Source organism: Sphaerospermopsis torques-reginae ITEP-024 (genome assembly GCF_019598945.1).
Classification (GTDB): domain Bacteria; phylum Cyanobacteriota; class Cyanobacteriia; order Cyanobacteriales; family Nostocaceae; genus Sphaerospermopsis.
The window spans coordinates 928,335-940,251 of the sequence record NZ_CP080598.1 but is presented as its reverse complement, the minus strand read 5'-3'; the positions used below and the strand labels follow the sequence as shown (position 1 = coordinate 940,251).

General features: G+C 35.6%; 13 protein-coding genes and 1 pseudogene. 7 read left to right on the top strand and 7 right to left on the bottom strand.

Annotation, left to right across the window (positions count from 1 at the left end; translation table 11 throughout):
- Positions 1–36 precede the first annotated feature (36 nt).
- Positions 37–612, top strand: coding sequence for a Uma2 family endonuclease (locus K2F26_RS04400; RefSeq protein WP_194053059.1), 576 nt, complete (start codon positions 37–39; stop codon positions 610–612).
- Here K2F26_RS04400 and K2F26_RS04395 read toward each other — a convergent pair.
- The 4 genes from K2F26_RS04395 to K2F26_RS04380 all read right to left on the bottom strand — a co-directional run bounded on the left by K2F26_RS04395 (position 609) and on the right by K2F26_RS04380 (position 4,628).
- Positions 609–821, bottom strand: a complete 213-nt coding sequence (locus K2F26_RS04395) for a hypothetical protein (protein ID WP_220610504.1) — start codon at positions 819–821, stop codon at positions 609–611. The two genes, K2F26_RS04400 and K2F26_RS04395, sit on opposite strands and share 4 nt — an antisense overlap.
- Entirely contained in the window at positions 822–1,313 is a 492-nt protein-coding gene (locus K2F26_RS04390) for a PIN domain-containing protein (RefSeq protein WP_220610503.1), read from the bottom strand.
- Positions 1,297–1,551: a UPF0175 family protein gene (locus K2F26_RS04385; protein ID WP_220610502.1), complete on the bottom strand. Its 255-nt coding sequence runs from the start codon at positions 1,549–1,551 to the stop codon at positions 1,297–1,299. The genes K2F26_RS04390 and K2F26_RS04385 overlap by 17 nt, the downstream gene beginning before the upstream one ends.
- A 623-nt stretch (positions 1,552–2,174) precedes the next feature.
- Positions 2,175–4,628 carry an AAA family ATPase gene (locus K2F26_RS04380; RefSeq protein ID WP_220610501.1) on the bottom strand — a complete coding sequence of 818 codons (2,454 nt, stop codon included), beginning with the start codon at positions 4,626–4,628 and terminating at the stop codon, positions 2,175–2,177.
- Between the two features lie 504 nt (positions 4,629–5,132).
- On the opposite strand from K2F26_RS04380, the gene K2F26_RS04375 reads away from it, so the two are divergent.
- A complete protein-coding gene (locus K2F26_RS04375) occupies positions 5,133–5,855 on the top strand; it encodes a superoxide dismutase (protein ID WP_220610500.1) in 723 nt (240 codons plus the stop codon).
- A 16-nt stretch (positions 5,856–5,871) separates the two neighbouring features.
- On the opposite strand, the pseudogene K2F26_RS04370 reads toward K2F26_RS04375, so the two are convergent.
- The 3 genes and pseudogenes from K2F26_RS04370 to K2F26_RS04360 form a co-directional block, all read right to left on the bottom strand.
- Positions 5,872–6,428 (bottom strand): annotated as a pseudogene (locus tag K2F26_RS04370) (N-acetylmuramoyl-L-alanine amidase family protein); the annotation flags it as partial.
- Between the two features lie 192 nt (positions 6,429–6,620).
- Positions 6,621–7,370 (bottom strand): 16S rRNA (guanine(527)-N(7))-methyltransferase RsmG, encoded by a 750-nt coding sequence (gene rsmG, locus K2F26_RS04365; protein WP_220610499.1) that lies wholly within the window; start codon positions 7,368–7,370, stop codon positions 6,621–6,623.
- 91 nt (positions 7,371–7,461) lie between these two features.
- Complete coding sequence (locus K2F26_RS04360) at positions 7,462–8,133, bottom strand: ABC transporter ATP-binding protein (protein WP_220610498.1); 672 nt, start codon at positions 8,131–8,133, stop codon at positions 7,462–7,464.
- A 330-nt stretch (positions 8,134–8,463) separates the two neighbouring features.
- Between K2F26_RS04360 and K2F26_RS04355 the strand changes: the two genes are divergently transcribed.
- From K2F26_RS04355 to K2F26_RS04335, 5 genes are all read left to right on the top strand, one after another.
- A complete protein-coding gene (locus K2F26_RS04355; RefSeq protein WP_220610497.1) occupies positions 8,464–9,372 on the top strand; it encodes a Sll0314/Alr1548 family TPR repeat-containing protein in 909 nt (302 codons plus the stop codon).
- A gap of 119 nt (positions 9,373–9,491) precedes the next feature.
- Positions 9,492–9,944: a DUF3531 family protein gene (locus K2F26_RS04350; RefSeq protein WP_194053068.1), complete on the top strand. Its 453-nt coding sequence runs from the start codon at positions 9,492–9,494 to the stop codon at positions 9,942–9,944.
- A 30-nt stretch (positions 9,945–9,974) separates the two neighbouring features.
- Positions 9,975–10,406 (top strand): NUDIX hydrolase, encoded by a 432-nt coding sequence (locus tag K2F26_RS04345; protein WP_220610496.1) that lies wholly within the window; start codon positions 9,975–9,977, stop codon positions 10,404–10,406.
- Positions 10,407–10,665: 259 nt separating this feature from the next.
- The gene (locus K2F26_RS04340) at positions 10,666–11,232 is read left to right on the top strand and encodes a Uma2 family endonuclease (RefSeq protein ID WP_220610495.1); all 567 of its coding nucleotides are present in this window, start codon (positions 10,666–10,668) and stop codon (positions 11,230–11,232) included.
- 57 nt (positions 11,233–11,289) lie between these two features.
- On the top strand, positions 11,290–11,850 hold the full coding sequence (locus K2F26_RS04335) for a Uma2 family endonuclease (RefSeq protein ID WP_220610494.1): 561 nt from the start codon (positions 11,290–11,292) through the stop codon (positions 11,848–11,850).
- Positions 11,851–11,917: the final 67 nt, after the last annotated feature.

The window sequence follows — 11,917 nt, the reverse complement described above, 5'->3', positions numbered from 1 at the left end:
AGCAATTAAATTAGTATTGCAAATAGGTGATTTTTTATGGTTATCAGTCCTTTCAAACTAAACTTAGATACTGTTAATTTAAGCGATGAACAGTTTTATCAATTATGTCAAAAAAACAGTGATTTACAATTTGAACGTACATCTACCGGAGAATTAATTATTATGCCACCAGTGGGAGGAGAAAGCGGAAATAGAGAAGCAGAATTTATTATAGATTTAGGTGTTTGGAATCGGCAAACAAAACTAGGTTATACTTTTAGTTCTTCCACTATATTTAAGTTACCAAATGGGGGCGATCGCTCTCCTGATGCAGCTTGGATTAAAAAAGAAAGATGGGAAGCATTAACACCTGAACAAAGGCGAAAATTTCCCCCTATTGCACCGGATTTTGTGATTGAATTAAGGTCAGCAACGGATAGTTTAGACACTCTGCGTCAGAAAATGCAAGAATATATGGATGCAGGGGTAAAACTGGCATGGTTGATAAATCCTCAACAGCAGCAGGTAGAAATTTATCGTTTAGGAAAAGATGTAGAATTACGCAATTTACCCACAGAATTATTAGGGGAAGAAATATTACCAGGATTTAGTTTGAGTTTAGATTGTTATTAAAATACACAATTTTCAGCACCAACTAACCGACTCAGATCATTATCCACAGCACCTAAAGGTAAAATTTGTGCCATAATGAACCTTAAACGGGGGAAAAATAACTTCCAGGGTACAGAGTGGATCTTGGATATTGCAAAAGCTGTTTGAGTTTGTACCAGGGCAATTGATACCCCTATCAGTGCGGCTGGAAGTGTGTATTTATAATTCATTTATTTTGTCTCCTCTTTCAAAATCTGAGATAATAAATTAGGTGCAATATGAAAACCAGCTTCTTCGCGTAACTGGTTAATCACCAATGGCAGTGAAGAAATCTGTCCATTACGTGATGCACGTATAACTACACCTAATATTCCTGTCACTTGTAACCCAAAACTTTTGGCAATTCTCCTCCCATCTCGTTCATCTAAAATTATCCAGTCTGCATCCAGCAATAATGCAAGTGCAATTGCTTCTGATTCACCTCTGTCTAAATCTCGCTGTAATAGCTGTACCAAAGATGGATTATTAACCTCCCGCACTTGAAGCCATCCTCCAACTAGGGCTTCTCGCAGGTGATCAGAACCTGGTAGTATTTCTTCTACCCGCAATTCCTCCAATACAGCCTTTGGTATCAGTATCTCGCCAAATTGTTGGCGTAATAAATCTAGCTGATCTATGATTGCCAGATTCAATAATGGCGAAGTATTACTGACCACTGGCATAGTTTAAATCATCCTCCAATTCTGCCAATTCATAGTGCCTATTAATTCCTCGTTCTCCTAATAATTTACCAAATTCATATTTTCCCATGGAAGCTAACTCTCTAGCCTTACCAAAGGATAATAGTTCTTGGCTATAGAGAGCTAATGCTAATTCAACCAATAACTCCTGTTCTATACGTTTTTCTGGTAGGCGAATTGCTGCAATTACAGAATCGGGAATAGACAGTTGCACACTCATAATTGTTTACCCATCAATTAATTCAATTGCTGATATTTTTATAGTCTAGTGAATTATAATTAGGCAGTTTTTCTGTGATTAACGTGATAAGGTTATAACTACAATTATAACTGATACTTACAGAAATTTACAGGATAGGGTTTTGTCGAATTGGGTGCATAAACTTGATCAATAATCTAGGGGAAGTAAAACTCACCATTTCCCAAGATATTTTTGCAGTTATGATCTAAAACAATGTGTAAATCTACCAACTGCAAAAAGACTTATAAGTTTAAATTGTCGTCATTTCTTGGTTTTACTGGGTGCTAGTGCGGGTGCTTTGCTTCTCGATATTTTTGCTTCCGCTGAAACATATCCCCGAAAAACATCAACTATTGAACTACCTCCCTTACCCTACCCTTAGGATGCACTATAGCAATCCTATTTGATTTATGAATGGATTTTTTAAAACGAACCGATCCAGACGCAGAGAGGGCAGAGGTATGGAGAAAAGGTGTTCATATCTTATTTAGGATTGCTATAGATCGCATTATTTATCCTAAATATTACTGTTAATAATATATTTTATCAATCTATGTTCCTAATGTGCAATTAATTTTGCATCGGTACTTAAAATACACAATTTAAGGATGTGATTTCTTAACCCAACGCCGAAATAACTCTACAATAATTCTCCAACGTCCTTGATTTTTGACAATCACATCATGACGTTTTAAAGTATCTAAAGCTTTCTGTAAATTACTTTCATCTATTCCCATCAACTCAACCAAATCATTTAAATTTAATCCCTGGGGAGATTTTGCCAAATGACTTAAAATTACTTGTTGAGTATTATCATTATTTTCCCCAGCTTGACTCCAAACACCATTAAAATAATTACTGCCTCTGGTAAAAAATTCTGGTTTATTGACAATTGTGTCTATATCTTCCACTGTAAAAACAGGGTCGCGGTTTCTTCCTTGTTCAAACACAAAATCATTATATAATCGCACTAAATGAAAACCTATTAACTGCACTAAATAAGGTTGTCCGTAGGTTAAATCATAAATTTTATCTAGTGCTTCTGGTGTGTAGTCTAATAAAAATTCTTCAATAGCAGGGTTAGCGAGAATTTGACCAGTTGCACCACGACTGAGAAAACCTACACGAATATTAATCACGCTACCAAAAAAGGGATGAAAATAATCTGCGGTCATTTCATCTAAAGTGTGCAACCCTGCAAAAGCAAAAGCAACTTGAGGAGATTCTTGTAATAAACCTCTCAAGAAGTCCATAAAATTAGCAGGAATTTTTTGGTTTTTGATTAAATCTTCAATTTTTTCAAATTCATCTAAGGCAATGATTAACCCACCAGATAAATTTTTAATTACTTCTTTAAAATAGCGGTTAAAAGTGGGGAAAGGAAGTTTTAATAAATCATCATCATTGGGAAGGGGCATATTCACAACTTGGGAAATTTCATCACTAATAAACATTAATACCTCACCTACACCTTGAGTGACATCTCCTAACTTTAATAAATTCACATAAGCAACTTTGACCTGATTCTCTAAAGAGTTAGCAGCATTGCGTAAAATGGAAGTTTTACCCATGCGTCTATGACCATAAATTACAACTGACTGGAGTTGAGGACTTCTTAACCAAAGTTCTTCTAATTGTCTAATAATATCTTCTCGAGCAACAAACAAATTACCCATTACAGGGTCGCCGATAACATAAGGATTATTTACAGGTTTATTAATAACAACTTCCCCAACTTCCCCAGCAATTTGTAATAATTGTTGTTGCCAGTTTTCAGCAATATCTATAATTAATCCCTGTTCTGCTTTGGCTAAGGTGTCGGCTGTATTTAAAATAGTTGTCAGTTCACCTAATGCGCGATTTAAAGCTGAAGAACGCGAGACACGGGATACACTGCGATTGATGATTTTTACATCTTCAATTACTCGCAGAAATCTATCTAATGTTTGCCAAGTGTGAGGACGTAATAAACCTGATGTGGGGAATGTAGGTAATTGTAGGTTAGTAATAGAGTTTAATTCTTCAGTGTCGTTAAATGCTGCTAAAGTTTGGGCAAGAATATACATTTCTTCTCCATAGAGAAGAGAACGCACCACAGCAAAAGCTTCTGTTGCTTTAGTGGGTTGTTTTTCATGCAGATACCAAAAACCAGCCGCAGCAGCACGATGGGGTTTTTTGGTTGAAGGTTGTTTTAAATCTGAAATACGTTTTATTAATTGCCAATCAAAAGGATTATTTGCTAATTGAGAAACAGACCAAATAATTTGTTCTGGTGGTTTTCTCTTCAATGCCTTATTCACTGCTTGGATGACAGGAATAAATTGCAAAGTATATGCTAAGAGTTGATTAACATTATGTACGCCATTTTCCCAGTCCTGTAATAACCAGTTGTTTAAACGTGAATTAAGGTAAGGTAAGGGTATAATAGTAAGGCGGGGAAGTAAAAAACTACTATTTCTGAGATAACGTAAGTTGAAAGGTAGGCCAATTAACCAACTTTCAAGACGTAAAGTCACCACACCGAACGCCACACCTCCCGGCACACCGAACATCACACCTACCGCCACACCGTAAGCCACAACGAACGCCACACCGTACGCCACACCGAACGCCACACCTCCCAGCACACCGAACGCCACACCGAACGCCACACCTACCGCCACACCTACCGCCACACCTCCCAGCACACCGTACGCCACACCTACCGCCACACATACCGCCACACATACCGCCACACCGAACCAATCAATACGTAAACCTAATAATTCTAAAAATAAACCTATTAATATAGGTGCAATTATTGTTAAAACCACACCTTGAAATAATAATTGACGCTGAATAGAGTTTTTACGTAATATCTCTATTCCTTTACTCCAGTTCATTTCCTTTGTAGGAATATAACCCCCGCCAAAAGTATCAACATAACACCGCAAAGCCTGGGGAAAGTAAAACACCCAATACAGTAACCGTAGGTAATCTAAAGGATTCGACAAAGAGAGAGGACGGCGTAATTTAGGGGCTAAATCTAAACGAGGTACAGGTGATTTGGTATTCATAATATAGATTTTTAATTATTTGATTCAGAATATTTTTTATACAAGTTATAACAAAGTTGTGTCAATTTTTGTGGATCTCCACCACTTTCTTGAATCAGTTGTTGAATATCGGCTTCTGTAAAAGGAATGTTGGTTGGTTTTAATCGCTTGGCAATAAAATCACGGATAGTTTTTTCATTCCAGGCTTTAATATCTATTTGTTGACAAATATCTTCTAATGGTGATGTGTTACCATTACTTTGACTATCATTAAATAATGTTTTTAAAGGTTCATTGGCAGCAACAACTAATTTTAAACAAGCATTTTCACCTTCAGATAAACCCCGTAAATAGACGACTTTTGCTATGAGACTCCGAATTAATTCGGAGGTGGATATTACTACTAATGCAACATCTCAGGAACTCACCTCATACTGTGGAGAGGTACAATTCATCATTCCCTAATATATTTTTGCAGTTATGATCTGAAAAAAGTGTGTAAATCTACCAACTGCAAAAAAACCTATGAGTTTAAAACGTCGTCATTTCTTGGTTTTACTGGGTGCTAGTGCGGGTGCTTTTGTTCTTGATAGTTACGCTTCTGCGGAAACATCCACCCCCAGAACATCAACTATTGAACTACCCCCTTTACCCTACCCTTACGACGCACTAGAACCGCATATTGATGCTAGAACCATGCAGTTTCATCACGATAAACACCATGCAGCTTATGTGAACAACTTAAATAAAGCATTGGACAAATACCCAGAACTGAAAAACAAAACCGTTGAAGAACTACTGCAAAATCTGGATAATGTCCCCGCAGATATTAGAACTACAGTCAGAAATAATGGTGGTGGTCATGTTAACCATTCCATGTTTTGGAAAATCATGAAACCTAATGGTGGTGGTGAACCGACTGGAGAAATAGCAACAGCAATTAATGATAATTTTGGCAATTTTGCGGATTTCAAAAAACAGTTTAATGAAGCTGGTGGTGGTCGTTTTGGTAGCGGTTGGGTTTGGTTAGTTCGCAATAAGAATGGTAAGTTAGAAATTACAACTACAGCAAATCAAGATAGTCCTTTAATGGAAGGTAAATATCCCATTTTTGGTAATGATGTTTGGGAACACGCTTACTATCTAAAATATCAAAATCGTCGTCCTGAATATTTAGATGCTTGGTGGAATGTGGTTAACTGGGATGAAATTAATCAACGATTTGCAGATGCAAAGAAATTAGGGTAGTTAATTTCTCTGTTTTTTAGTCCTGAGACTGTCTAAACCATTCTGTAATTGCTTCAGCTAGTACAACGGCTAACTTTTTTTGTTCCTGGGGATCAACTATCCACTCAAATTCTTCAGGATGGGTCATAAAACCCAATTCTAACACTACTGCTGGTACAATTTCTGGACGAGTTAGAGCTAAGTTATTCCAGATTTACGTCCTAATTTATTCACTAAATAGTGATGTATGATTATTGCTAAACTATGGGATTGAGGATGATACCAAAAACTTCTCACTCCCTGAGTTTTTTCTGTATCACCATCACTTTCTACAGCAGTATAATGTATAGTAATCGCAATTGTCGGTTCTTCTTGATTAATGATATTTTGACGTTCTAGTAAAGATATTTCTTGATCATTTTCCCTGGTCATAACAACTGTAGCACCTCGTTTTTGTAACTCAAGACGCAGTAATTTAGAAACTATTAAATTTGCATCTTTGGCTAAAAATCCAGTCGCACCAGCAGTACCAGTTTCTTTACCTCCATGTCCTGGATTAACTAAAATTTTCATACCAGATAAAGGCTGATATTTTTTGGTTATTTTTTGATAGTCAGCAACTTGTTTTAACCTTGGTAAAGGTTCTACTGTGGCTAAAACTGGTGAAGATTTCAATACTGGAAATAAACTAACCGCAAAGGGCGCAAAGAACACAAAGGAAAGCAGGGATAAAGAGGTTTTTGGGGTCATTCTTGTGTATTTTTGCGAAATCGGGATGCAGTCCTGTTAAAGAGGTTTTTGTGTTGGTATACCCACAGGACGAGGAAAACTTACAGGTGTATTTTTCACCTTCCTTAAATATAAACAATGACGAATACTATTACTTAAAGGAGTTGTAAATTCTTCAATTAATTCAATTTCTCCTCCTAAATGATGTACCGCATTTTCTAAACTTTGATTTTCTTCTTTTGTCCAACTTCCCCGATAAATAACTGCTAAACCACCTTTTTTCACTAAGGGTAAACTATATTCAGCACAAGCAGAAACACTACCCACTGCACGAATAACAGCTAAATCATAATTTTCCCTGTGTTTACTTTCCTGTCCAATTTCCTCCACTCTCCCGACCATTGTTTTAGCATTTGTGAGAGGAAGATCATTTAAAACAGAGTCAATAAAATTAATTTTCTTGCGAGTAGAATCTAACAAAGTCACCTGAGAATTAGGGAAAATAATGGAAAGCGGTAAACCAGGAAAACCCGCACCAGTACCAATATCAATTACCGATGCACCATGATTTAAAATATCAATAAAATGCTGTTTTGGTGCAACTCCTCTTAACGAATCCCAAAGATGTTTTTCCCAAAATTCTGATGCTTCAGTAATGCGCGTTAAATTTACATAACGATTAGCTTCAATAACTAATTCATAGAGTTTTTGCAATTGATTTTGTTGATCATTTGTTGGTTGCCAATTTAACGTTTCTTGCCAAACTTCTAGCATTTCTGGTAAACTAGATACAGACTCTAAACTCATATTTACTCAATTAATTATCTCAAACTCTTTGCGTTCTTCTCTGCGCCTCTGCGCCTCTGCGTGAAACATTTTAATTTTTAATTCAAATGTTTCACTTCCCAACAGTTTCTGCAATTTTCTTTTCTAAAGTTTTAGGATCAACAGATTCTAAAACACCATGATTTAAAGTCCAACAACTATCCGCTATTGGTAACATATCTCCAGCATCATGTGTAACAACTAACAAAGTCCAATCTTTTTTCAATTTCGCTAATAAATTTACTAATTGACGACGAATAGACCAATCTAAACCGGCTGTAGGTTCATCTAATAATAATAAATTTGGTTGGCGAATTAATTGAACTGCTAAAGCTAAACGTCTTTGTTGTCCACCGCTTAAAGCATGGGGTGAGGTAGAAAGTGATAAATGATCTAATCCTACTTCTCTAAGTGCTTGATGAACTCGTTCTGTACCTAATTCGGGATGTCCTAAACGCAATTCTTCCAAAATTGTACCACCGCAAAAGTGCCTTTCGGGAAATTGAAAGACTATTCCCGCTAATTGTTGCAGTTGTTCAGCTATTAATTCCTGTTCTCTCCAAAATGCTGCACCGGAGGTAGGTTCAGCTAATCCTGATAAAATTTCTAATAAGGTGCTTTTACCTGAACCACTAGGACCTATGACTAAACCTAGTTGCTGTGGTGGTAATTCCAGGTTAATAGATTTAAGAATTGCTGTGGGACAAGCTGTGGGGTGATAAGTTAAATTTCTCAGATAAAGCATTTGTTAAAATTACCAGATAGTCAGCGAACAAGTAGCGAACAACTGATGGACTAATGATGGACTAAAAGCAAAGTTCCGTAACCAAAAGCTGATCCAGCAGCAACAAACATTCAACTTTTTCTATTTTGACAGAATTACACAAAAAATCGCTACAATCAGCGAGGAAACCTCATGAATTTTCAAGAGTCTAGATAAATTTGATTTTTTTGGGATTTTTTTGGGATTTTTTTGGATTTTTTTTGCCAATACAGAAGCGTTTTTTGGTTAAGCATTTTTTGATTTTCAGTAATACATACGACAAGTTCAATTGTAATAATTCTGTGTTTTATTATGTCTAAACATCTTTTGGGTTTTCCTCTGGTTTCTAAAGTTGCTTTTGCTACTACGTTAATCTTAAATTTGTGGGTAAATCCCTCATTAGCGGGTGATCCATTTCGCAGTAGTGAACCTCATAAAATTGGCGATCGCACGGAAGCAGCGTTTACAGCGATTTTCCAACAAGGAAATTATCCTGTTGCAGAGGATCACCTGAAAAAAGCGATCGCTGATGAACCCGATGAACCTTTAGCTTATGCTTTAAAAGCATCTTTAGCTTATACTAATCAAGATTTGGTTAATTTGGAGAAGTACAGCAAAAAGACTTTAGAAGCTGGACAAAAGTTGATTGCTACTAACCAATTACGTGGTAATTTATACACTGGAGTAGGCAATTTTTTAGAAGGTGCTGTTATTCTTACCCGTGAAGGTACGGTTAATGGTGCATCAAAGGCATTTACTAGGTTAACAAGAGTGTATGAATATTTAGATAGAGCAGAAGCCATTAATGCCAATGATCCAGAGTTAAATTTAATTAAAGGCTATATGAACTTAATGTTAGCCGTGAATTTGCCTTTTATTAGTCCTGATCAAGCGATTGAACAACTGGAACAAAATGCAGCACCTGGATATTTAGTAGATAGGGGTATTGCTTTAGCGTATAGGGATTTGAAAAAATATCCCCAAGCATTAGATTATGTAAATCGTGCTTTGAAAAACACCTCTGACAACCCAGAAATTTATTATCTGAAAGCGCAAATACTGTACTTACAAGGTAAACAGGATAAAAGTCAGAATTTGGTTAAAGAAGCGATCGCATATTTTGAAAAAGCGTTAACCAAAAAATCCCAACTTCCTGCTAGTCTAGTCAGACAAATTGAATCCGAACGCAACCAGGCTAAAAACCGACTAAATAATATATGATAATTTAGTCATGAGTAATTAGTTATTGGTTATTAGTCATTAGTGATTACAGTAATAATTTGTCCCAATCACCAATCACCAATCACCAATCACCAATCACCAATCACCAATCACCAAAAATGTACATTCAATTCCGCGAATTTAATCCCTTTGACGTTTGGTTCTGGATCAAATTTAGTACCATTCCTTCCCAACAAGAAAAACAATATGTAGAAGAAGTGTTTAACTCCTGGTTTTATTTAGGTAAACTAGGAGGTTTCAACGCTGAAAACTTGCAAGTTCAAGAAACAGGTTTGGATTTAAGCTACATGGATTATGACAACCAAGGTTATGATCAAAGTATGTTAGCTTTAATGCACAACATGGGAGAATTTGAATATGAAGGGGAATGGGGAAGATGCTGGTTTGATTTAGGAACAAGTGATGCGATCGCCTTAGATATTCTCATCAACGCCCTCACTCAATTAAGTGAAGAATACGTCACCATAGAAGCATTATATTTAGGTGGTGAAAACGAAGATTGGCCAGTAGAAGATAGTGAAACTCGCGCTTATTCCATTTACGATAATTAATAATTCAAATAACAACAATTACTCACAACAATGAATAAACCAGGTGAAATTAGAGTCATAGTTTTAGCATTAATTAAAGACGGTGACAGAATCTTTGTTTCTGAAGGATATGATCCGACAAAACAATCAACATTTTATCGTGCTTTAGGTGGAGGAGTAGAATTTGGTGAAACCAGTCGCATAGCATTGGAACGAGAATTTCAAGAAGAAATACAAGCTGATTTAACCAACATTCGTTATTTAAATTGTATCGAAAACCTGTTTATATTCGATGGTAAACAAGGACATGAAATCATCCAACTTTATCAATGCGACTTTGCAGATCCGAAATTTTACCAAATTGAAAGTTTAACTTTTTCCGAAACACCAGAAAAGAAACATCGCGCTTTATGGGTAGAAATTGAGAAGTTTAAATCAGGAGAATTAAGATTAGTACCAGAAGTATTTTTTGATTATTTGTAAGCATTTAGCTATCAGTAATCAGTAATCACTAATCAGCTTTCAGCAAAATCAAAACCTTTCCAGATCCCTGAATTATGAAATCAATCGGGGATCTATCTCTTAAAAAACCAATAAATGCTAGAATTGATATACCGTTTCCTATTCTAATGAAGTACAAAATTATCTGCGTTTATCTGCGTCCATCTGCGTTTAATTACTAATACTTGTACTTCACTTGAATGGAAATTACTATAAATATCACCAAAAAAGAGAGTGAACTATGTCTACTAAACTATTAACCAGACGTTTCACAGTTGAACAATATCATCAAATGAATGCAGCAGGAATTTTAACAGAAGATGATAGAGTAGAATTAATTAACGGAGAAATTATTGAAATGTCACCCATTGGAAGAAGACACGCAAGTTGTGTAAGAAGATTAATTAGTACATTGTCTCAATTGTTGCTTCCATTAGCAATAGTTGATTCTCAAAATCCCGTCAATTTGAATAATTTTTCCGAACCCCAACCAGACATAGCATTACTTAAACCCCGTGAAGATTTTTATGAATCTGCACATCCTCAACCATCGGATGTATTATTATTAATAGAAGTTGCAGATAGCAGTTTTGAATATGATCGAGATATAAAAATTCCACTTTATGCAGCTAATGGTATTGTAGAAGTTTGGTTAGTGGATATCATCGAACAAAAAATCATTGTTTATCGTCAACCTACAGAAAATACTTATAGTAAAATCAAAACCTTTCAACGTGGTGAAATTTTAGATATTCTCGCATTTCCAGAAATTAAAATTACCGTTGATAGTATTTTAGGAACAAAATAATTATAGAAACAAATTATAGCAATAATTAACCAATATCATCAACAAAGAGAGTGAACTATGTCTACTAAATTATTAACCAGACGTTTCACAGTTACAGAATATCACCAAATGAATGAAGCAGGAATATTAACAGAAGATGATAGAGTGGAATTAATTAACGGAGAAATAATTGAAATGTCACCAATTGGAAGAAAACACGCATCTTGTGTAAATCGTTTAAACTCTATTTTTTCACAGTTACTAGGTAAAAGAGTAATTGTTGCTGTACAAAACCCCATAACTTTAGATAATTTTTCCGAACCGCAACCAGACATAGCGTTACTGAAACCCCGTGAAGATTTTTATGAATCTGCACATCCCCAACCATCGGATGTATTCTTATTAATAGAAGTTGCAGATAGTAGTTTTGAATATGATCGAGATATCAAAATTCCCCTTTATGCAGCTAATGGTATTGTAGAAGTTTGGCTAGTTGATATCATCGAACAAAAAATTATCGTTTATCGTCAACCTACAGAAAATACTTATAGTAAAATCAAAACCTTTCAACGTGGTGAAATTTTAGATATTCTCGCATTTCCAGAAATTAAAATTACCGTTGATAGCATTTTAGGCTAGAATCAATTACCAATTGTCAATTATCAATTACCAATTACCAATTACCAATTACCAATTGTCAATTATC

What these genes read in the sequence shown, in the direction of transcription:
- K2F26_RS04400 (WP_194053059.1), top strand. Translation starts at nt 37, where the DNA reads ATGGTTATCAGTCCTTTCAAACTAAACTTAGATACTGTTAATTTAAGC.
- K2F26_RS04395 (WP_220610504.1), bottom strand. Translation starts at nt 821, where the DNA reads ATGAATTATAAATACACACTTCCAGCCGCACTGATAGGGGTATCAATT.
- K2F26_RS04390 (WP_220610503.1), bottom strand. Translation starts at nt 1,313, where the DNA reads ATGCCAGTGGTCAGTAATACTTCGCCATTATTGAATCTGGCAATCATA.
- K2F26_RS04385 (WP_220610502.1), bottom strand. Translation starts at nt 1,551, where the DNA reads ATGAGTGTGCAACTGTCTATTCCCGATTCTGTAATTGCAGCAATTCGC.
- K2F26_RS04380 (WP_220610501.1), bottom strand. Translation starts at nt 4,628, where the DNA reads ATGAATACCAAATCACCTGTACCTCGTTTAGATTTAGCCCCTAAATTA.
- K2F26_RS04375 (WP_220610500.1), top strand. Translation starts at nt 5,133, where the DNA reads ATGAGTTTAAAACGTCGTCATTTCTTGGTTTTACTGGGTGCTAGTGCG.
- rsmG (WP_220610499.1), bottom strand. Translation starts at nt 7,370, where the DNA reads ATGAGTTTAGAGTCTGTATCTAGTTTACCAGAAATGCTAGAAGTTTGG.
- K2F26_RS04360 (WP_220610498.1), bottom strand. Translation starts at nt 8,133, where the DNA reads ATGCTTTATCTGAGAAATTTAACTTATCACCCCACAGCTTGTCCCACA.
- K2F26_RS04355 (WP_220610497.1), top strand. Translation starts at nt 8,464, where the DNA reads ATGTCTAAACATCTTTTGGGTTTTCCTCTGGTTTCTAAAGTTGCTTTT.
- K2F26_RS04350 (WP_194053068.1), top strand. Translation starts at nt 9,492, where the DNA reads ATGTACATTCAATTCCGCGAATTTAATCCCTTTGACGTTTGGTTCTGG.
- K2F26_RS04345 (WP_220610496.1), top strand. Translation starts at nt 9,975, where the DNA reads ATGAATAAACCAGGTGAAATTAGAGTCATAGTTTTAGCATTAATTAAA.
- K2F26_RS04340 (WP_220610495.1), top strand. Translation starts at nt 10,666, where the DNA reads ATGTCTACTAAACTATTAACCAGACGTTTCACAGTTGAACAATATCAT.
- K2F26_RS04335 (WP_220610494.1), top strand. Translation starts at nt 11,290, where the DNA reads ATGTCTACTAAATTATTAACCAGACGTTTCACAGTTACAGAATATCAC.